The sequence below is a fragment of the Collinsella sp. TF05-9AC genome (assembly GCF_003438495.1).
GTDB lineage: Bacteria > Actinomycetota > Coriobacteriia > Coriobacteriales > Coriobacteriaceae > Collinsella.
The window spans coordinates 1-21,378 of record NZ_QSSH01000033.1; the positions used below are offsets into that span (position 1 = coordinate 1).

Genomic DNA, 21,378 nt, shown 5'->3' on the forward strand with positions numbered 1-21,378 from the left:
CAGAACAACATCTCCTACAACGACAGCCGCGGCGTCACCCGCGGCATCCACGCCGAGCCCTGGGACAAGTTCATCTCCGTCGCCCGCGGCAGCGTCTTCGGCGCATGGGTGGACCTGCGCGAGGGAAGCGAGACCTTCGGCAAGGTGTTCACGACCGTTCTGGATCCCAGCAAGGCCATCTACGTCCCGCGCGGCGTGGGCAACTCCTTCCAGGCCCTGGAGGACGGCACCGCCTACACCTACCTGGTGGACGCCCACTGGTCGCTGGAGCTCAAGAAGACCTACACCTTCGTGAACCTCGCCGACCCCGAGCTCGCCATCGAGTGGCCGATCCCGCTCGATGAGGCCACCGTCTCCGAGGCCGACCTCAACCACCCGATGCTCAGGGACGTCGTCCCAATGGCGCCCAAGAGGACGCTCGTCACCGGCTGCAACGGCCAGCTGGGCCATGCTGTGCGCAGGCTGGCGGAGGAGCGCGGCGTCGCCAAGGACTTCGACTTCTGCGACATCGACACCTTCGACATGTCAGACCCGGACGCCTACGCGCAGTACGACTGGTCGCTCTACGGCACCGTCATCAACTGCGGCGCCTACACCGCCGTGGATAGGGCGGAGACCGCCGAGGGCCGCGCGACCGCCTGGAAGGCCAACGCGACCGGCCCCGCCCTCCTCGCCCGCACATGCTCTGATCACGGGATCACCCTCGTCCACGTGTCCAGCGACTACGTCTTCGACGGCACCGCCGAGGTGCATGACGAGGACGAGCCCCTCAGCCCGCTGTCCGTCTACGGCCAGACCAAGGCCGCCGGCGACATCGCCGTGGCCGGCTGCCCCCGCCACTACATCATGCGCTCCAGCTGGGTCATCGGCGAGGGCCGCAACTTCGTCAAGACCATGAGGGGGCTCTCCGACCGCGTCGCAGACCCCGAGGACAAGCTCACGCAGGTCACGGTCGTGGACGACCAGCTGGGACGCCTGACCTTCACGCGCGACATGGCGCGGGCCATCTTCCACGTGCTGGGGACGCACGCGCCCTACGGCACCTACGACTGCACCGGCTCCGGCGCCGTGAAGAGCTGGGCGGACATCGCCCGCGCCGTCTTCGAGGCCGCCAACGGCAACGGCGACAGGGTCGTGCCGGTCAGCACCGCCGACTACTATTCGAACGCCGCGGGCCCCGTCGCCCCGCGCCCGGTCCACTCCGCGCTCGACCTGTCGAAACTCGAGGCCGTCGGCTTCCACATGCCCGACTGGGAGGAAGAGCTGGGGGAGTACCTGGATGCCTTGGATTTGGGAGGTTCTTTCTAAAGATATGATTTCTACAGCATCAAAAGCTGAAGCGCCTCTTGTTAGCATCGTCGTCCCCATCTTCAACGTGGGGCCGTTCGTGCTTCCCTGCATAAGGTCGCTGCTCTGTCAGACGTATCCAAATATTGAGATTCTTATCGTGGATGACGGCTGTACCGATGACACGGTTGAGTTGATTGCTAGCGTCGTCGGGGATGATTCACGCGTCGAGATTCTCCACAAGGAGAACGGCGGGCTCTCATCTGCCCGAAATTATGGCACTCGGCTTTGTCACGGTGACTACTTGATGTATGTCGACGGAGACGATCTCATAGATCCGCGGGCCGTTGAGTTCATGCTCCAGGCGGCTTTGAGATACCATGTGTCGTTTGTCGCGGGGTCCTTTGCCAAGATGCCTCCTCTCGAGAGTTATGAAATGCGGAGTGAGCCTTTGTTCACGTTGGAGAGCGGCTGGGAGCATCTGAGGCGCCTTCTTCTGCTCGAAGGGGAGAGCGGGTCTGCCTGGGGCAAGTTGTTTTCCCGTTCTTTGATGCCCGACCTTGTGTTCCCCGAGGGTCAGCTTTTCGAGGATATGGGCGTGACTTCCGCGATTTGCTCCCGTGTAGAGACCGTCGCTGTCACTGACGCCCCTTTCTATGCGTACGTGACGAGGCCCGGTTCCATCACAACGCTTAAGAAGCAAGGCCCTAAGCATGTGAGGGATATGGATGCTGCCATTGAGGCCGTGCGGCGGGTTGCCGAGGGAAATTTTGATGGCGAGTTCGAGTGCTTCCGAGCGTATTGCATTCTGCGCGTTGCCATGCGGGTTGATCTCGATAGCTTTGCCGACAGGGCGGAGGGGCAGGCGTATTTGAGGCTTGCCCGCGACCTTGCGATGCGCGCCTCAAGGAACACCCTAGCTTCGCGCACCTGGAGACTGAGGTGCGCGCTTTTTGCGCTTTCCCCGAAGATGCATAACGCTTTCTATGCCCTTTATGCCGCGATTTCTGGCAAAGCAATCGGATAATCCCTATGAACAAAGGTTTTTAATGTGAGATTCTCGATAATCATTCCCGTTTATAACGTAGAGGAATATCTCGGACAATGCTTGGACAGCATTGCACATCAGGATTATTCCGACTACGAGGTCGTCATCGTCGACGACGGCTCGACCGACGGCAGCGCGAGTATCTATGAGCGCTTCGCCGCGGAGGCGGATGTTCCCGTCCGCATAGTCAAACAGGAGAACAAGGGGTTGCTGCTTGCTCGCCGTGCCGGGATCAAAGCCGCCAACGGTGATTATTATTGGCACGTCGACGGCGACGACGGTCTGGCGCCCAATGCAATGTGTGCGGTTTCCGGGATCATTGACGAACTGGATCCCGACGTCGTGTTGATCTGCCTTAGCGAATCTCCGACGTTCGGCTCTGTGCTCCCTGGGGGACTGCCCGGTGAACAGCGTTTCTATACCGGAGAAAGCCTTAACGATGTACGCTCTGCGTTCCTCGATGGATATATTCCAAATATGGTCACTAAAATCGCTCGAAGGTCTTGCGTCGATGCCGATTCAGATTACTCGCCTTATGGGAAGATGCAGCTTGGGGAAGATCAGCTGCAAAGCCTTTACATTCTCGATAATATGAAGAGCGCCGCATGCGTTCGCGAGCCCTTGTATTATTATCGTCCCAACGCAAGCAGCATTACTGCCAATTATCGCGAAGGCCAGATTGCCCAGTACGCCATGGTCAAGGAAGCCGTCCATCGACAGGCCGTCGCGTGGGATTCGAAATGGCCGGGGAATGGATTTGCTGAGACCGCTCTTGTCGGTTATCTGTCTAACGGTTTCTACGACATGCGCAAGAATGCTGATGGCAAGTGGTTTAAAAAGCAGTTCCAGGAGTTCAGGGATACATCGCTGTACGCGGAGGCCATCGGTCGATGCGGGGATTTGAGGCTTGAGCAGCGGATCTTCTTCACTTTGTTGGAAAAGAAAATGGATTATCTTGCGTATGTGTGCCTGGTTGCCTGCCGCGCTGCTACTCCGCTGGCGAGGAGCTTGGCTCGATGAAGATCTTAACTATCAGTTCGGGAGGCATGCCGCAGAGGACCCTATCGATGGCGGGTAGGGGGAACGCGCTCGGCATGGTGTTCTTCCTTGGCGTATGCGCTATTGTTTCGCCCCTCCTCGCCGTTTTCCTCTCCCTTCTCGTCTTTACCGGGGCCCCTACAAAGAAGATGGCGGTTGCCTGCGCCCTTGGGGTTGGGTTTTCCGCTGCGCTTGTCGCCCATGGTATCGTTTACAACCACCCTGTCGATATGACCCGATGGATGGTTGAATGCGGCTACTACGATGGCAGGAACATTCTCTCGATCGGAACCAGCCTGAACGAGGATCACAACGGCCTGCTCGTCTGGAACTTTCTGTGTTGGGTAACCGGGAATATCGGCGACCTCCGACTTCTCCAGTCGCTCGCCGCGTTTTTCGGTTACGGTCTCATCGCTTGGCTGATGATGGACAGGTGTGCCGAGGAGACGACAGATGCATGGGCTTTCCTCCCGCTCATGCTATTCATCTTTTTTGCCGTCCCGGCGCAGCCCCTGATCGGTAACGTTCGCTCGGCTCTCGGCTGCGTGATTTGTGCGGTCGCGATATGTAAGAGGCGGTCTTACGGGTTCAGGGATTCTCTGCCGTCGCTCGTCCTGATCATCGTCGCATGCCTCATCCACAATTCTATGCTGCTCGTCTTGGTTTTGTTCCTAGTTCAGCCGATTCTCGAGCGTAACCCTGTCAGGAATTCGATTATCTGCGTTGTCGCGGTCGTCACCATGATTTCCGTGGCTTCCGTACTTCTCGCGTCCCATTTGTTTGACGGGGTGCCTGTCATTACGAGCGTTCTGAAGAAGGCGAGTTTCTATACCATCGGCACGGAGTGGGATCAAGAGCAGGCGGACAACCTTCTCAGCAATCTGAGCCATGTGTTTTCGTTGCTGCTGCTCGGGGTCCTGCTGCTTAGGATCTACGCCACGAGACAGCATGATGGACGAACGGCGCTCGTTCTTGTTTTGACGATGTGCGTCATCGCGATGGAACTCACCCTCGTTAACGTCGGCAACCGCTTGAAGTTCATTCCGATCTTGATTGGCTCGACATATCTGCTTAACAACAAGGGAAGGGGCCATGCGGTTGATTCGCGATGGCCGATTCTTGCCGATGCCGTTTTGATGTTGCTCGCTATTGCCGTCTGGTTGATCTCCATGGCAAGCTTCATCCCTTCATTCAACTATGTCGAGGTCATGAAGAGCGCCGTTTTCTATCCGCTTCTCCTTTTCTAGAGGTTAAATCCATGTATCAAACTGTCACGGCGCCTCTAATCACGTTTGTTGTCCCCGCTTATAACGCCGTTTCTACCCTAGAGGCAGCCGTTCGCTCGCTTTCTGAGCAGACGTCCGACGATTGGGAGGCCATCATCGTCGATGACGGATCTGTTGACGGTACGGGTGAGATGGCCGATGCGCTCGCGCGGGGCGATGATCGCATTAAGGTTCTTCACCAGGGGAACGCCGGGGTCTCCGCTGCGCGCAATGCTGCTATCGCGGCCGCCAGTGGGGAATATCTCGCCTTCTTGGACGTCGATGACACCGTCGTTCCCAACTTCGTGGAGAAGGCGGGGTCCCTGCTGGGACGCAGGCCTGTCCGCCCCGATGTCGTCGCGCTTGCGTACCGTGCTCTTCCCCGAGGCACGGTCTTCGGGTACGGGCGGTTCCTCGGGAACGCATCGGAGTTCCTCGAGCTATCGCTCGGGAACAGATACGCCACTTTCCCCTGCTGGCTCTTCCTCGTTTCTGCTCGGCTCATCGCGGCGAGTGGGGTCCGGTTCACGGTCGGGAGGCGGACCGGCGAGGACCAGGAGTTCATCCTGAAGCTGCTCTGCTGCGCCTCTATTTGCGAATCTGTCGAAGACAGCGATGTCTACTATCTCTACCGCATGCCTTCCGGGGGCTCGGCCATGGGCCTTAACCTGGAGGGGCAGTTCGATTACCCCCGGGCTATGCGAGACGTTCTCTGCTTCGCCGCCAAGCCTGACGTAGGGATGTCTCCCGATGGCTTGGAGGCAGTCGACCGACTGCTTACTGACAGGTTTGTAGGGGCCTGCGCCTACGCTGCGGAGACTGCGTTCTCCAACGGCGCTTCCGATTCTGATGTCCTTTCCTGGTTGACAGATAGCCTGAAAGGATTTGATTGCCACGGGGCTCTTGAGAACGGCTGTTGCAGGAGCGAGAACCGGCGGTTTCTTCGCCTCTGGCTCGGCTGCAGCGGCATGATTCCGCTGTATATCCGCTTCGGTTTGTACATCCGGTCTATCGGCAGAACCATTAAGTACTGGATTTCACGCCGAGGCACTCGTTAGTTATCTTTGATTGGAGTTTCATTGAACGACAGGCAGATATATATTCTCAGCATTTTTGACCCCACCAACTACGGGAATAGGCTGCAGGCCTGCGCCCTCGAGGCCGCCGTCGCCTCTCTTACCGGCAAAGAGGTTCTTTCGGTCGATTGCCGCCGCCCGGTGAGTAAGCGCGGGGTCTTTAAGATCATGGCGGACCTCAACAGAGTCCGAATCGAGTCGAAGAAGGCGCCCGCCGAGAGGAGGCGGCGTTTCCGAGTTTTTCAGGATGAGTACTGTGCGCCTGTCGTTGAGATTGCCGAGAGGGACGTTCGTAGCATCACTGGTCCCGTCGTGATCGGCTCCGATCAATGCTGGAACCCCGGGTGGGGATTGGGTGCGAGTAAGTTTGGCGCCCAGTGCGCCGTGGGCGTCGACAAGAAAATGGCCTATGCCGCTAGTTTCGGCATCGGCATGTCGGACATGCCTGAGGAGTGGGGTCGGCGCTACTCCGAATGGCTTGGCGGAATCAAGGACATCGGTGTTCGGGAGTTCGCGGGTGCTCAGATTGTCCGCGAGCTTACTGGGCGGGATGTCAAGGTCGTTCTTGACCCTACGATGCTCCAAACTGCCAAGTGGTGGTCCGAGATAGAGGAGCGCCCGATTATTCCGGGCATCGACCTGGAGGGGCCTTTCTGCCTTAAGTATGTCTTGGGAGACGATACAGCTTCGGCAAAGATCGCGGAGCGATGTGGCCGCGACGGCCTGGGGCTGGTGGACTTGACGGATATCCATTTGCCGGTCGGCCCCGCGGAGTTCGTGTGGCTTATTCACCACTCTGCTCTCGTTTGCACTGACAGCTTCCACGCTACAGTTTTCAGTCTCCTTTTCCACCGGCCTTTTGTGATTTACGAACGGCAGGGAAATGCTGGGAATATGTCCAGCAGGTTCGATACCCTCCACGCTTTGTTTGGGATTAACTCCAACCGCGCCGGTAAGGATTGCTTCCGCGAGCGCTGCGTCGATGAGTTCGATTGGACCGGCTTCGAGCGAGAGCTTGAGGAGAAGAGGAATGATTCCGTCGCATGGCTTCGCGCTGCCCTTGCCAGCTTATAGGGTGGTTATGTCCAGTGAAATCTGAAACTCTATCTTCGGGAGATACTGTCCATGGTTAGTCAACGCAAGGCCGGGGCGATTCTCGGGTACGCGAACATCATCGTTAAGAATCTCGTCAACCTCGTCTATACCCCGATGCTCCTCGCTTTCGTGGGTCAGGCGGACTACGGTGTTTACCAGACTGCGAATTCCTTCGTCTTCTCCCTAACGCTTCTGACGTTTGGTTTCTCCGAGGCGTATATCCGCTTCTATACGCAGAAGAAGGCTAAGGGGACGGAGGAAGACGTCCGATCACTCAATGGCATGTACCTTGCGCTATATGCGATGATCAGCTCCATTGCACTGGTGTTGGGACTGCTCTTTGCTGCGAACGTTGGGCTATTCTTTTCTGGCAGCTTTACGTTCGACCAAGTCGGGCTTGCGGGCGAGCTCATGGCTATCATGGCGGTGAACGTGGCGGCGGTGCTGTTCTCGACTGTGTTCGACGCATACATCATGGCCCACGAACAGTTCAAGTTTCAGCAAAGCCGTCAGATGTTCACCACGTTAGCGACACCGGGTATCGCTTTTGTCTTGCTCAACTTTGGTATGGGCGCGGTCGGTGTAGCGCTGGCTCAGCTCGCAGTCACCTTGACTCTGCTCGCCCTCAACATGCATTATGCTGTGTCGAAGCTCGGTATGCGATTCAGTCTCAGGAGGTTTGACGGAGCCCTGTTCCACGCGGTCGCAGCTTTCTCGGCCTGGATATTCGCCAACCAGGTTTGCGATTTAGTTAACCAGAGCGTGCCCAATATGATGCTCGGCGCGCTCACGAACGCAGTCACTGTATCTGTTTTCGCTGTGGCGCTGCAAATCCGTCAAATCTTTTACTCGCTCTCGACAACAATGTCGAGCGTATTTGTGCCCAAGATCAATAGGATCGTCGCTGAATCGGATGACAACGGAGTGCTAACTCGGCTCATGACGCGCGTAGGGCGCTACCAGATGTTCCTCTTCTGCTGGGTGTACTGTGGATTCGTCCTGCTTGGACGATTCTTCATTACCAAGTGGGCGGGTGAGGGCTTCCTTGATACTTACTATCTCATCTGTGCGATGACGCTGCCCGTGGGCGTGCCGCTTTGTCAGAACACGGGAATCGAGATCCAGCGCGCTAAAAACAGGCATAGGGCGCGTTCAGTGGTTTACCTCTGTATGGCTTGTCTCAATGTTCTTTTTACATGGTTTGCCTCGCCCGTTCTCGGATACTGGGCGCCCGCTATCGCTTACATCGCGAGCATCGCCTTGGGTAACGGTCTCTTTATGAACTGGTACTATCAGGCGCGTATCGGACTGGACATGGCTTATTTCTGGAAGAAGAACCTGCCTGTGGTCTTGGCTTCCGCTGTGGTCTTGGCCGCATGCATGGGGCTGGCTCTGCTGCTGCCCGTGACTAGCTGGCTGCTTTTCCTGGCTTGGGGCGTCGTCTACACCGTGCTTTTCGCTGCCGCAATGTGGCTCTTCGTTCTCGATTCAAGCGAGAAGTCGTCGATCGCGGCTAAATTGCCCTTCCTGCGTTAGGAGGTTTTTTTATGCTTAAGTCCCTTCCGAAGATCACGTTGCTGGGAGATGCGTGCTGTGGTTGCGGCGCCTGTGCCGCGAGGTGCCCGAAATCCTGCATCGGGATGATTACCGACGGCTGTGGCTTCCCCACGCCAATGGTCAATTTAGATGTCTGCATCGGCTGCGGGGGTTGCGATTCGGTGTGTCCCGCAATGGGGGAGCGCCCCAAGGATGGCGCGCAGTCCGTTCTCTGGGCGAAGTCGAGGGACAGGGGAGAGAGACTTGCCTCCTCTTCGGGTGGGGTCTTCGGGCTGCTCGCCCTTGACGTTCTTGCGGATGGCGGCGTCGTGTGCGGCGCCGCTTGGGATGAGGGCTGCAGACATGTGCGGCACGTGCTCGTTGAAGACGGGTCAGATCTCGATTCCGTCATGCGTTCCAAGTATGTGCAGAGCTCGGTCGGCCGCAAGGCCTACGAGGGCGTGCGGGAGGCTCTGCGCGGTGGCAGGCGAGTGCTCTTCTCCGGCACCGCGTGCCAAGTTGCGGGCATGAGGTCCTACCTTGGGAAGCTCGCCGACTCAGACGGTTTCCTCTCGGTGGATGTCATTTGCCACGGCGTCCCCTCGCCGCTCCTCTGGGAGAAGTGGGCAGCATATAAGGAGGTCGGTGTGGGCGCGGCGCTGCGCGCGGTGAACATGCGGAGTAAGGCAACCGGATGGCTGTCTTTCTCCGCATCATACGCGTATGCGCATGATGCGGAGAAAGATGTCGCGAGGGCTTCGTCCGCGGCGGCCGACAGCTGCATCTTCGTGGATGACTGGTACATGAAAGCGTTCCTTGCTAATGCTAGCTTAAGACCCTCGTGCTTTGCTTGTCGTGTCAAGCGCTCGTGCGGCTCAGACGTCACGTTGGGGGACTTCTGGGGGATCCAGTCGTCGCACCCTGAGGTCGACTACGAGGGCGGGGTTTCCGCGGTGCTGTGCAACACCTCAAAGGGCCTTGCTGCAATTGAGAGGCTTAAGTCTGGAATTGAGTGGGGCGAGTCTTCCCTCGAGAAGGTGTTGCCTGGCAATCCTAGCCTGGTTAGGCCCGTTGTGCCTTATGAGAGACGCGGCGAGTTCATGGCCGACCTCGAGTGCGGGAGAGGAATCGATGAGATGATGGCTGTGTATGGCTTTGAACCCTCCCTCGCCCAGCGCGTACGTAGCAAGCTCGGGGGAGTCAAACGAAGGTTAAAGAAATTGCTGGGGAAGGCTTAATGAACTGTGACAAAAATATGTCTGTTGGTGATGGAACTGTCATGGCTGAGGACAAAATCGTGTTTACTAGATGCAAGCATGCATATCTCGTCATGGCTCATAAGGATGACGAGACCCTCCGTACGCTTCTGAGGACCCTTGATGACCCCCGGAACGATATCTTCATCCACATGGATGCCAAGAATACCGGATGGGATGAAAACAGAGCGCTGGCTTCCATTGATAAGGCGGGATTCTTTTTCGTTCCCCGTATTAGCGTCACATGGGGAGGCTACTCGCAAATCGCCTGTGAGCTTGGCCTGCTCAACGCCGCTGTTGACAAGGGGCGTTACACCTACTATCACCTTTTGAGCGGGCAAGACCTTCCCATCAAGAGCCAGGATCGGATCCATTCTTTCTTCGATTCCTGCGGGGGCAAGGAGTTTGTTCGTTTCGAAAACCACAATAGGGACTATGGGAGTAGGATCGGCGGCCATGTAATCTGGAACGCCTTCGGGAAGAGCAAGACCCAAATTTTTTTGCGAAAGGTGGACAGTCTTTTGGCGAGGCTTCTGCAACTCTATAGGAAGCCTGCTGAAGGCCTTAAGCTGATGAAAGGCGACAACTGGTTCTCTATAACTGATGAGCTCGCTCGATACATCGTAGAGAACGCTTCTCTGGTACGGTCAGTTTTCTGGGATTCTATGTGCGGTGACGAATTGTTTCTGCAGACCTTTGCCTGGAATACAGGCAAGCGGTTCGATTTCTATCGAATGCCCGGGGAGGACAATACGGACGGCATCATGCGCATGATTGATTGGGGCGAGGACGAGTCCCCGCGAGTGTTGTCTATGGATGATCTAGATTCGATTTCGGATTCAAAGATGATGTTCGCCAGAAAGTTCGACTTCGAGATCGATTCCGATATCGTTCGAGCGGTTGAACAGCTCGTCTGCTAATCCTTCGTGCCTTCTCCGTGCCGGTCCGACAATGGGTTTCTGCCAGTTGCTGCCAGCCTCCAGCTTTGCGCTGCCGAGCCGTTCGACTCGTACAGCTGGACGTTGGCGCCGCTCGAGAAGTCGGCGCAATCCACGTCGAGCGCTAGCCCCGACGCCGCGCACATGATCTCGTAGGCGCCCGCGCACTCGTCGTAGGAGATCATGAACCGCTGGGCCCCCGAGCCGTTGGCCTCCCATAGCTGGGCGTTGGCGCCGTTGGACCTCGAGGCTTCTGAGATATCGAGCATCGCCGTGCCCAGCCCTCTGTTGCAGATCATGTATTCGCCGTCGGGGACGCTCTGCACTGGCTTTACTTGAGCGGCTTGATATTTGGCAGTGCAGTCGTACTTTACTGTCAATGTGCTGTTCGGCAGAGTAGCGACATTGGAGGTTGCGGCCAGCACAACCTTGGCGCCTTGGACTTTCCACCTCCTCTGATTCATCGCATACGCAACAATCCCGTTCTGAATCCCCGAGATGCTGGGCGGAAACAACTGGTTGTCGGCGTCAATGGAAAAGCTCTCTTCCCTGGCATCTAGGTGCTGCTGAATGCGGTCGGCATACTTCTCGACCCATTCATCTGCCTTGCCGTTTCGCACAAAGTAATTGTTGGACAGGTCGGTTGAGCGGTAGGCGTAGCCGTCCTTTTGGTAGTTAGCCGTGTGGTCGGAGTGGGCGATTGTCATGAGCTCGTCGGTCAGGCCAAAGTACAGATGGCGCTGGTCTAGGTCTCCGTACCAGTTGTCGCTGGTGTCGTCCCAGGTTAGGTCCATCTGGCACCATTTGCCTTCGATCTTTACGGCGTTCCAGGTGTGGCCGTTTCCGGTGATGCGGCCGTTGGCGATGCCCGCGGCGTCAAGGAGCTTGGAGTAGATGCACTGGTAGCTCTCGCAGGTGCCCTGGTGGCGCGTGAGGCCACTTTCAGCCGAGCACCAGTTGAGGTTGTGGTCGTACTCCAGCTGGTCGAGCGTCCAGTCGTGGAGCCACAGGGCGCGGGCGTAGTCGGACCCGTCGGTATCGGCGCTGCATTTGTCGACTGCGGACTTCACGATGGCGCTGACCGCCGGATAGGCGTCGTCGTTCGCGCTCGCAAACACGTTTGAGCGCAGATAGTACACGCCGGCCGCCTTATCCATCAGGTAAAAGCGCAGGTAATAGGTGCCGCTAGCGGTCATTTCGAACTGGTAGTCGTGCGATGTGCATTCGCCGGTGTATTGCTGCCACTGGTTACGGCTGGGGTCGGCAACGCTTTCGCTGCTACCGTCGGGATCCATATACGTCGGTGCGTCCATGCGGAATTGGTACGCACCGCTTCCGCCCGTCGCAGTCACATGGAACGTGGTCTCCTGGCCGAGCCTCGGGTCGTTCCATTGGACGGTGAGCGTGATGTCGCCGCTTTGCGCGGTGGTGCTGTGCTGGTAGTTCGCGGCCGCGTTCGCCGGTTTGATTTCAAATGGGATCGCGCAGGTGCCGCTGTAGTTCTGGTCGTCGGCGGTCACAACGGCGGTCGCCTGACCGATGGCTACGTTGTTCTCGTAGGCGACAGTGTACTGGTCGCTCGGCACGGTCGACGACGTGACGGTGGGCATCACGGGATTGCCCGTGTAGCGAATGTCGGTGTCCTCGATACTGAACATGCTGGCGTCGATCGGCTGCGTTGCGTTGGCCGTTACATTGGTGCCGGAGGCGGCGCTGATTTGATCGTTTGCCCGGGCTTGGCCCGACGTGGTTTCGGCTGGGCTCTCGTTAGGTTTGCCGGCGCTTTGCGCGGCGGGTTCTGGCGCACTGGCGATTTCGGCAAGCGCGGGTGACGGGATAAAACCAACCGTCATTACGAGCGAGAGCGCGATGGAAAGGACGCAGGAGGCAGGCTTACGCATGACGGCCCCTTTTCTGTAATCGGAACAGGTACGATTCTGCAAGCGTACCGGCATTTCAACGATTGCAGTATAAACGAAAAACCGCAGGTTGTAGACGAGTTTGGCGTGTTTCAAGGGCGCGGTAAGCATTTGCCGTTCCAAGCGATGTTGCGAACGCAGACTGGTGATTGCTTGCTGGCTTGTGGTGGTGTTTGGGTTGCTAAGCGAGGGCTGCTTGTTGCGTGGGTTGGTTTTATTGGTGTGGGTTTGGACACTGTATGGAGATGACGATGGCTGGAGCGGGGTAGGGAGTTGTGGTGCGGATTGGGGATGCTGGGTGGCTGGCCGATTGCGTGCAACGGCCTAACGCGTTGTTTGCGGTGCACGGCCAATAGATCTCTGTAGGGGGCCTACCCAACGTAAGGCGTCTGAAGGCATTTCCCTGGAAGCTCGGGCTTCCTGGATATCTTGGCGATTAAGATGCGCCCCATGCTCAGCCGGCATATAGAATGGACTGTGGACGTGACGATTGCCTGCTGCTGACATGTTGGTTAATCGACGATGATGGCAGCGACGGAGATTGATTGGGGCAGTCGGCATGTTCGCGAGCGAAAAGGCGGCCCTGCTCGGCGATGTGCCGACTTTTATTGTAGCGAAGGCGTTGGTGACGCCGAGAGGCGGCAAGGCCGACAAAACTATTGCGAAGGCAAGGGATCAACATGGCATTTGAAGCACGTCAGAGTACGGTTGGAAAGCTGCTTAATGACTCAATCTATAGAATCCCTCGCAATCAGCGCGCTTACGTGTGGGATGAGCATAACTGGAAAGATCTATTCGAAGACATCAAGCTTGTGACAGAGGAAGTTGCTACGTCGCATTTCATCGGTTCGATAGTGCTGATGGAGGAAGAAGAAGAAGACAGCCTCGGGGTTTTTACAATAATTGATGGTCAACAAAGAGTTATTACCCTAACGCTCTTGCTGTCTAGCCTCATGTTCGCTTTCAAGAAAAGGAATATGATTAACCACGCTAATGGCACAAAAAATATCTAGTGGCGATAGATACTAAGGATGTTGAGCACGCGATCGTCGCTCCGGAGAATCATTTATCATTAACGAGGATCGTCGAAGGAGTAATTGCTATCTCTCCTGAAGATGCGGCTGCCATGTCTGCTGTGGCTTTCTCGAAGAGCAAACGCGCGTCCGGATCAAAAGACGAACTGATCGTTAAAGCCTTCCAATATTTCAGTGCAAGTTTCGCCAAGATGAAGGATGAGGAGTTGCTGGCCTTCAGGGATGCGGTCATTTCTGTCGCATATGTAAACATCAAATCATCGTCTGAGGAAGATTCGTACACAATATTCGAAATATTGAATGCGCGAGGTATCGAGCTTGAGGACCATGAGCTTCTGAAGAACTATATTATGCGCTATATCCATCCTATAGAAAAGCGCGATGATGCAAAACAGGTATGGTCGGAAATTGAAGCAACAGTCGGCTCGAACATGAAAGCTTTTTTGCGTCACTACGCAATTCAAAAATATCGCCTAGGTCAAGGCGACAAGGATGGAGCATATAAGAAAATAAGGGATTTTACGGATCCAAAGAAGGCTGCTGATCTTCTCTATGATTTAAGGCTAAAAGCCGGATATTATGCAGAGATTGTCGAGCCAACCAGCGATGACAGAAATGCGGAAATCTTGAGTTTCTTAAGAACACACAATGTCCGCGTCTTCAGGCCGCTTCTTATGAGTTTAATGCACGCTCGCGAAATAGAGCAGCTAACGAGCGAGCAGTATGATGATGCGATTGGATTTATTTACCGGTTCTATATTTGCTATAAGATAATCGGGGGAATGGAGTCGAACCACCTATCGGATTCGATCGTGAAACACTCATACGCAATCGAGTTGAACTGCACCCAGCAAGTGTTAGATGAGTGGAAAAAGAGTTTTAACGAAAAACTGCCTTCAGAAGAAACATTTCGAATTAATCTCCTTTCGCTTGGATGGTCTCATTCGTGGCCGTTGTCTAGCGAAACAAAGTTGAAGGATCGCTGCAAGTTGGTCCTTGCCTTGCTCGAGGAGCTTAAGTCTGGTGTTAGGGTTTCTGAGGCATTCACAATAGAGCACATTCTTCCGGATTCGCAGGCTCAGGAAAACTCGATTATTGGGAACTTGCTCATGCTAGAAGAGCGACTTAACGCGAAATGTAAAGACAAATCGCTTAAGGAAAAGCTGCCCATATACGCTGAATCGCGTTATGCCACTACAAGAGCTTTTGCTAAACGCTATGCGAATGGTTGCTTTGACGTTAAGAAGCGCGTTGTTTTTATCGCGAAAGATTTGTTTGAAATGGTCATCCACTAGCTTGCACCGCGCGGCCGCGGCGCTTGAGCTCGTCAAGAAGTGCATCGACCCGGCGATAAGGCGGCAGGCCGAAGGGTTCGAATGGGATCCGAAAGCGCTGGAGTAGGCTCTCGCGTGGCCATAGGAAAGGTAAGGGTGGAAACCGATGGCGGACAAGGAGCGACCAAGGTGAACGAGGATGACATCATCGGCGTCGTGAGGGAGTACCTCGAGGACAAGGAGAACTCGTACGCCCTCATGCTTACCGGGGAATGGGGATGCGGGAAAACCTACTTTGTCGAGCACGCACTGACCGAGAAGCTGGAGGAGGATGAGAGCCGGCATCCCGTCGTGGTGGCGTCCGCCTACGGCGCCAAGGACTTAGCGGAGCTCTGCGGGGCGATTGAGTCTGGTTTCATCTCGAAATACGCCATAGGGTGCGCGGCCGGCGGGGAGAGGGGCAGGTGGGATTCACTCGTCGGGTTCGCCAAGGACACGGGAATATCGTTCCTCGGGAAAAAGATCAGGGAGCTGGAGAAGAAGGCGGGCGTCGATCTCAAGATGGCGCCGCTGAATGCCGTGAACCTCATCATCGGCCCCGAGACCCTCCTCGTCATAGACGACGTGGAGAGGTGCGACATGGGCATTCGCGAGCTGCTCGGGGCGGTCGACCACCTCGTCGTCGGCTGCAGGAAGAAGGTCCTCCTCGTCTGCAACGAGGATGAGTGGAGGAAAGGGCTAGGACCGAAGGGGGAGAAGGGGACGACCAGGGAGTACGAGAGCCTCATCGAGAAGACCGTCTGGCGGAAGTGCCGGTTCAGGCCCTCGGTCGGCTCGGTTGTGGAACGCGTTCTGGGAGGCGTGCTGGGCGGCATCTACCCAGGCGCGCTCGAGGACGCCGTTTCGGCGATTGAAGGAAGCGAATCGCCGAACTTGCGATCCCTCAGCAAGATGCGCCCCGTGCTGGTCGGGATGAAGGAATCCGGGTTCTTCGCTGAACCCACCGACCCGGAGTCTGCCAGGGCAGTTTTCAAAGAGGCTTTCGGCTTTGCAGCGGGGGCGGCGAAGGGGATGCGCATCGGGCCTCCGTCAAGCCGGGAGGATTCCATCCTTAGGGGTGGCATTTTCGAGTCGCGCCGGCTCAAATACGCCGCTCTGGACTTCATCCCCCGCTTTTTCGAGAGGTGTGAGGGGGTCGATTCCAAGCATGTTCGTTCCTGCCTGGAAGATTACCTTGCGACCTTTCATCCCGACGGGCCGGCCGCGCGGAAAGCTATTGAATGTATCGACGGCATCAGACACGCCACTTTCCGCGATGCCGATGTCCCTGGCATGGTGGAGACTATAGTCGCCGGGATTGTCCCCGGGGACGGGAGCCGCGGCTTGTCGTTCGACGTCTATCCCGACGTCCTGCGTGCCGTCAAAGGCATTGCGGGGGAATTTGCTGACGCCTTTCCCGAAGGGGTCGCGCCGCTCGTCAAGGCGATGGAATCCTCCATTGGACGGGATCCCGAGTCTGCAGTGAGGTCAATCGGAAAGAATCGAGTCGCATGGCAGGAGATCCCTTTCGACTCGAGCGAAGCGCATGAGATTCCGGCTTTGGAGGAGGTCGACAGGCTGAGGGAGCTCGCCTTGACGACGCTACGCGAACGGGAGTCGGAGTCTCTTGGCAACGTCCTGAAAAACGCCCCCGACCAATTCGCGACGAAGCTCTATCTGGCTTTCTCGAAATCAGATGACTGGTCGGAACCCATCCTGTCGCTCATTTCCCTCGACACTTCCCTCCTCGCGAGGGCGATGGAGAAGATGCCTCCCGAAGATATTCGGCTTGTGCACAGTGTCCTTTTTCCGGGCGACCACATGAGGTCGTGCACGGCCTCGCTCGAGGGCGAGGACAGGAAGGCCCTCGTAGCTTGGGCCAAGAGGCTCGGATCGGAGATCGGCAAGGTCGAGACCATGGAGTATTACCAAAGGATCTATTTCGACGCCATATCCAAGAGTCTCGAATGTCTTGCCGATATCTAGGATCCGCAGCTTTTGCCAAGTTGAAACGTGGCTTAGGATTTGCAGAAGATCTTCTAATGGCAGTCTTACGACAAGGACGAGGATGCCCTAATGCCTTGCCCAGGCTCCATCCAGCTCCGCCGCGCAGCTCTCGAACACGCACCTAACGGCGGCCATTTCCGACGGGGTCACGCGCCCTCCGCTCGCCTTATCCGAGGGCCTATGCGGCGGGGCTTGACTTCGAGGACGTCGTCGACTCGTCCCTCGAGCTTGTAAGGCTTGCTGAGGTAGGCGGACTAGAGTAAGAAAAGAGAAATCAAAAGGCGAATTTATCGCGAGGAGCAAAATGTCCCAAATAAATCAGATCCAAGAAGAGCTAAGGCAGATCGAAGGCGGGCGTTTTCAAACACTAGCAAATCAGTATCTATATAGGAGATATTCGCTTAACAACATCATTGAATTAGGATCCCAATGCGGCACGGATAAAACCACGACCGGAGTGCCAGACATGTACTCCGTAGGAGAGAATGGACACTACCTCTTCGCGGCATACACAACCTCTAATTCCGACATCCGCAATAAGCTGCTAAATGATGCTAAAGACTGCCTCGACAGGAGCAAAACCGGAATCAATCCGCAACTCATAGATCGAATCATCCTGTGCCACACATACTTTCGCCTTTCACCTCTGGTACTCGAGGAGGTCCGTGCCATCGATCCACGGATAGAAATAATCGGGCCAGAGACAATTGCGAGCGACCTTGATGGAAAATACCCTGCGCTAGCGCATACGGTATTGGGCGTTCCACTCGGAAAGGGATCATTCATCGCCCCAGACCGCTTCATCGAGCGAAGCCTGAACGACCGTTTCTCAACCGACCTGTCGAAGCTCCTCATGCACAGGGATTCCGAGTTTTCAGTCATCGTCGAATCGATAGAGCAAAACAAGGCAGTGGTGATTCAGGGGCAGTCTGGATCGGGGAAAACCAAGATCGCCCTCGACGCATGCCTCTCATTCAGCAAACGGCATCACTGGGATCTTCTTATCTTGGACTCTAGGTATTCATCGCATCTCGACGATGATATCGAGCTGATTTTGTCGGAGTCGGAAAACATTATCCTTCTAGTCGATGATGCAAACGGCAACCTGTCACTTGAGCACTTGCTGGGAATCTGTTTGGAAAACAAAAAGCTAAAGATTGTCCTCACCTGCAGGAAGATGCACCGAAGCGAGTTGACCGCAAAAATCGGCAGTTATCTAAATTTCAGAGAAATAGAGCTGGAGCCTCTAACCGCGGAAAATATAGAAGCGATACTCGAGACCGAATACAACATAAAAAACATAGCACTGAGGGAGAGAGTATCGGCAATCGCAAACGGAAACCTGCGCTTGGCTATCATGGCAGCAAGCCCCATAGCAGACGGCAATTTCGAAGCCATCCAAGAGCCATACGATCTTCTGAACATCTATATGAATTCCGCCTTAGCTGGGTACTCCAGCAGAGAGCAACGTCTCGCAGAGATCCTTGCAATCTACGACTGCTGCGATCTTATTGAAGGAGACCCTTGTTATGAGGATCTCTTGGGCTTGGGGTACGACGACGCCGAGATTCGGGATTTTGCATCCAGATTGAACGACCAGGAAATCGTCACGATCCTTACCTCAGCCGGTGGCGTGCTAGCCATAAGGATGGAAGAGCAGAATCTTCGCGACTTCTTGATATGCCGCCACTTCGCAAAAGAAGGGAACGGCAGTTTTGCAGATTTCATTCTGCATACCGCAGAAATGCCGAACGCGCCGTATCTCAAAGCCGCCAAGTCAATGGCTGAAGTATGCGGAAGTGCGAGCGTGTACGACTATCTTCGAAGGGAATGCGAGAAAGCTTGGGATGAAATAAAGAATCGGGATGAGCGAATTGCCGATCAGTTCATAATCACATTCAATCAACTCCTCCCCGTACAGGCGCTCGCCTTTGCCTCAAACCGCATCGAAAGTGCTGCTTGCGCTGACGTATCGGAAGAAATTCTCGGCATGAATTCGACATCGGACGGATCTATGCCCCTGCATATTTCCGTATCCCTGATGAACTCGAGCGAGTATTCGCAAACAGCCTCCGAGTTGTTCGTGAAGTGTGTAGAAAGAGGCACAGAGCGGGCGGCCGAGTACAACTGGGCATGCGGGCAAGACGGCGCTTTCGCTTACGATTTCGATCGTACGGGATTCGATTTGGAAAACAGCAAACTCGATGCCCTCGCTCAAAAATATCAACAATCGCATTCCCGCAATGTTGCAGCATGTCTGATCGTCTTGACGAGTTCATACCTCTCTTCAAGGGTCCAGCGCGTTCGGCAAAACGGCATAACGTACACATACAACACCCTGATCTTTAATTTCACATCAGAGCTGGCCGAGCTCCACGCCCATTGCTTCCGGGCGCTCTCCGTTCTAGTCGAAACCGAATTCAGCAGGCAAGTTAGATCCACCTTTCGGCAGCACTTCTCGTTCTATGGCAAAGAACCTGAAGCGGAGCATGCAGAAAACATGCATTCGGTGCTCTCGATGATCGAAGATCTATTCCCCAAATATATAAGCGAAGACTCGACAATCGATCTCTCATGCAGCTTAAGCATCAACCAGATTTACGAAACATGCGCGCAGAATCCCCCTCTGAGCCTCGATGGGTTCCGCCAGAGCACATTCGACGCACTTGGCCTGGAGAACTCCGAGTCTCTCGTAGAGAAAGAACCGAGGATATCCGCGGAAGAGTTACCGCTAGAACGACTGACCGAAGCCCTGGGAAAGCTAGCCGAAGATTATGAGATTTCCGATAAAGAGTGGGAGTCGGGCAGGGCTATCGGAAAAGTCCTTCTGGAAATCGCCAAAAGGACCCCAGATACTGCCTCAAGCATAATCGCACGCAATATCGCTTCGTCGCCCTCGACGATCCCCGTCCCGTACGAAGCACTTGACCATCTTGCTGAAACCATCGGCAGGAAGGTCCTTAGAAACGAGCTGGGCGCGGTGATCGACGTGAGTGACCATCCGGCCCTGTTTGACTATCTTGATTTGCTAGCAATAAAGAACGGGCCCGACAAGGAGGAGCTCGACGAGATCCTCGCAAGACTCGATGACGGCAGAACGCATCTCTGCTTGGAAGATTTGGAGATAGTCGAGCCAAAGCATCCTGGCTATATCCTCAAATATGCTTCTAGGTTTTCCGAACGCACTCACAATGATGGGGTTTGGCGGTTTTTCGGCAACTGCGGAGACGAAAAGCGCGTCTCCGCTCTAGATTCGTACTTCGGATCCAATCCCTTACCGGCTATCAACCTGTATTTTCTCGCACTTGAAGGACGCCCTTCTTTCGACTATAACCTCGCTTTCCTACGCTGCCTTTTACGCCTTGACAGTTCAATGATTGACCGTTTTTTGGAATACGCTGCCAGCCTCGACTACCGACAAAGGCACGATCTCCTGCGAAGAATCAGCTCGTTTTGGACCGTCCAGGACAATCGTGCTTGGAATCTGCTGAAAGCATTGATCGATGAAGTGCTGAGCGAACCACTCGGTAGGTTTGAAATAGCCGCTTTGTTTCCCGTTCGTGACGCAAATGCGCTCTCGAGCGATATTTTTTGGGAGCGCCTGGATTATATCATCCGCGAAAGGATCGCCGACGCAAATAGTCTCGATAGAATTAGCTGGGCCTTGTCCGATTGCAATGACGAGGCGAGGGTCAGGGCTATCACCCTCATTCTGTCGCTCGATAAAGACGGGATATCGATCAACGATTTGGATCTCCGTCGATCTTCAATGAGCGGGTCTCCAGAAAAAGGCTTTATTCCAGCAAAGCTCAAGGAGATTGAGGCGATTGAATCGATTGCTGCTCAGCTGCCCGCAGGTGTTGAATATTTAAAACACAGAGAATGGCTGTTAAAAGTGAGGTCTTCAATTGAAAGAGACATCGAAGACGAAAAGTGGAGGCTATTCCACGGCAGGCAGTAATCGACTTTAACACCTAGAATTAGGAAAAGCCTCGGGGGCTCCTGCCTAGCCCTTCGACCTGCACTGCGTGCAGAAGACAGTCGAGGACGAACCGTGGTGCAGCTCCATGAGCTCGAGCTGCATCGCCCTGATCAGGTCGTCGAGCTTGTTCAGCAGCCACTCGTCGATGTTTGTGTCAACGGCCAGCTGAATACTGTTCAGTTTTACGCTACCACTGACAGCGAGGCCGAAGTGGCTCGTTGCCATTTCGAAGCCGCGCGCGCGGCGCGGAAGGGCGGCGTGGACCCCGAGTCCACTGCCTGCAAGCTCGACAAGATGATTTGGTTGCTCTGCACAGGCGACTTCTACCGCGAAGGGGGTCTAAAGCTCTTTTCAACCAATGCACTTGTTGAATCGAACCTGAGCGCCTATTCGGGGGATGGTGTTAGCGCCGGGCGATTTTAGCCGCTAATAGTCAAACTATTTTGACCAATCCCGGTCACCGAATAATGGCCACCGTGCCTCCCCGCCGCCACTACGCTGGTGGTGCCAACACGCCGGCGTCAGGAGGACCATTGAGGTGAACGAGAGACACGATGACCTACAGGAGATTATAGACGCGGCGC

General features: G+C 55.5%; 16 protein-coding genes. 15 read left to right on the forward strand and 1 reads right to left on the reverse strand.

Annotated features, from left to right (window positions below; genetic code table 11):
* The 9 genes from DXC52_RS08470 to DXC52_RS08510 all read left to right on the forward strand — a co-directional run.
* Positions 1 to 1,308, forward strand: a 1,308-nt coding sequence (locus DXC52_RS08470; RefSeq protein ID WP_117746910.1) for a sugar nucleotide-binding protein, incomplete at its 5' end; no start/stop codon positions are given.
* 4 nt (positions 1,309 to 1,312) lie between these two features.
* Positions 1,313 to 2,314 carry a glycosyltransferase family A protein gene (locus DXC52_RS08475; RefSeq protein WP_158554625.1) on the forward strand — a complete coding sequence of 334 codons (1,002 nt, stop codon included), beginning with the start codon at positions 1,313 to 1,315 and terminating at the stop codon, positions 2,312 to 2,314.
* Between the two features lie 24 nt (positions 2,315 to 2,338).
* Complete coding sequence (locus DXC52_RS08480; protein WP_117746912.1) at positions 2,339 to 3,355, forward strand: glycosyltransferase family A protein; 1,017 nt, start codon at positions 2,339 to 2,341, stop codon at positions 3,353 to 3,355.
* Positions 3,352 to 4,620, forward strand: a complete 1,269-nt coding sequence (locus DXC52_RS08485) for an EpsG family protein (protein WP_117746913.1) — start codon at positions 3,352 to 3,354, stop codon at positions 4,618 to 4,620. Before DXC52_RS08480 ends, DXC52_RS08485 begins: the two co-directional genes overlap by 4 nt.
* Before the next feature lie 11 nt (positions 4,621 to 4,631).
* Complete coding sequence (locus tag DXC52_RS08490; protein ID WP_158554626.1) at positions 4,632 to 5,696, forward strand: glycosyltransferase family 2 protein; 1,065 nt, start codon at positions 4,632 to 4,634, stop codon at positions 5,694 to 5,696.
* Between the two features lie 21 nt (positions 5,697 to 5,717).
* A complete protein-coding gene (locus DXC52_RS08495; protein ID WP_158554627.1) occupies positions 5,718 to 6,788 on the forward strand; it encodes a polysaccharide pyruvyl transferase family protein in 1,071 nt (356 codons plus the stop codon).
* A 51-nt stretch (positions 6,789 to 6,839) separates the two neighbouring features.
* Positions 6,840 to 8,345: a lipopolysaccharide biosynthesis protein gene (locus DXC52_RS08500; protein WP_117746915.1), complete on the forward strand. Its 1,506-nt coding sequence runs from the start codon at positions 6,840 to 6,842 to the stop codon at positions 8,343 to 8,345.
* Between the two features lie 11 nt (positions 8,346 to 8,356).
* Complete coding sequence (locus DXC52_RS08505) at positions 8,357 to 9,583, forward strand: Coenzyme F420 hydrogenase/dehydrogenase, beta subunit C-terminal domain (protein WP_117746916.1); 1,227 nt, start codon at positions 8,357 to 8,359, stop codon at positions 9,581 to 9,583.
* A gap of 41 nt (positions 9,584 to 9,624) precedes the next feature.
* Positions 9,625 to 10,521 (forward strand): beta-1,6-N-acetylglucosaminyltransferase, encoded by an 897-nt coding sequence (locus DXC52_RS08510; RefSeq protein WP_158554628.1) that lies wholly within the window; start codon positions 9,625 to 9,627, stop codon positions 10,519 to 10,521.
* On the opposite strand, the gene DXC52_RS08515 is transcribed toward DXC52_RS08510, so the two are convergent.
* Entirely contained in the window at positions 10,518 to 12,440 is a 1,923-nt protein-coding gene (locus DXC52_RS08515; protein WP_117746918.1) for an RICIN domain-containing protein, read from the reverse strand. The genes DXC52_RS08510 and DXC52_RS08515 overlap by 4 nt on opposite strands.
* 577 nt (positions 12,441 to 13,017) lie before the next feature.
* On the opposite strand from DXC52_RS08515, the gene DXC52_RS10345 reads away from it, so the two are divergent.
* The 6 genes from DXC52_RS10345 to DXC52_RS08540 all read left to right on the forward strand — a co-directional run bounded on the left by DXC52_RS10345 (position 13,018) and on the right by DXC52_RS08540 (position 21,217).
* Positions 13,018 to 13,149 (forward strand): hypothetical protein, encoded by a 132-nt coding sequence (locus DXC52_RS10345; protein ID WP_255413097.1) that lies wholly within the window; start codon positions 13,018 to 13,020, stop codon positions 13,147 to 13,149.
* Positions 13,139 to 13,471, forward strand: a complete 333-nt coding sequence (locus DXC52_RS08520) for a DUF262 domain-containing protein (protein ID WP_117746919.1) — start codon at positions 13,139 to 13,141, stop codon at positions 13,469 to 13,471. The genes DXC52_RS10345 and DXC52_RS08520 overlap by 11 nt, the downstream gene beginning before the upstream one ends.
* A complete protein-coding gene (locus DXC52_RS08525; protein ID WP_147330616.1) occupies positions 13,471 to 14,787 on the forward strand; it encodes a DUF262 domain-containing protein in 1,317 nt (438 codons plus the stop codon). The genes DXC52_RS08520 and DXC52_RS08525 overlap by 1 nt, the downstream gene beginning before the upstream one ends.
* Before the next feature lie 168 nt (positions 14,788 to 14,955).
* Complete coding sequence (locus tag DXC52_RS08530; protein ID WP_158554629.1) at positions 14,956 to 16,791, forward strand: P-loop NTPase fold protein; 1,836 nt, start codon at positions 14,956 to 14,958, stop codon at positions 16,789 to 16,791.
* A 325-nt stretch (positions 16,792 to 17,116) separates the two neighbouring features.
* Positions 17,117 to 20,773, forward strand: a complete 3,657-nt coding sequence (locus DXC52_RS08535; RefSeq protein WP_117746922.1) for a hypothetical protein — start codon at positions 17,117 to 17,119, stop codon at positions 20,771 to 20,773.
* 93 nt (positions 20,774 to 20,866) lie between these two features.
* Complete coding sequence (locus tag DXC52_RS08540) at positions 20,867 to 21,217, forward strand: hypothetical protein (protein WP_117746923.1); 351 nt, start codon at positions 20,867 to 20,869, stop codon at positions 21,215 to 21,217.
* Positions 21,218 to 21,378: the final 161 nt, after the last annotated feature.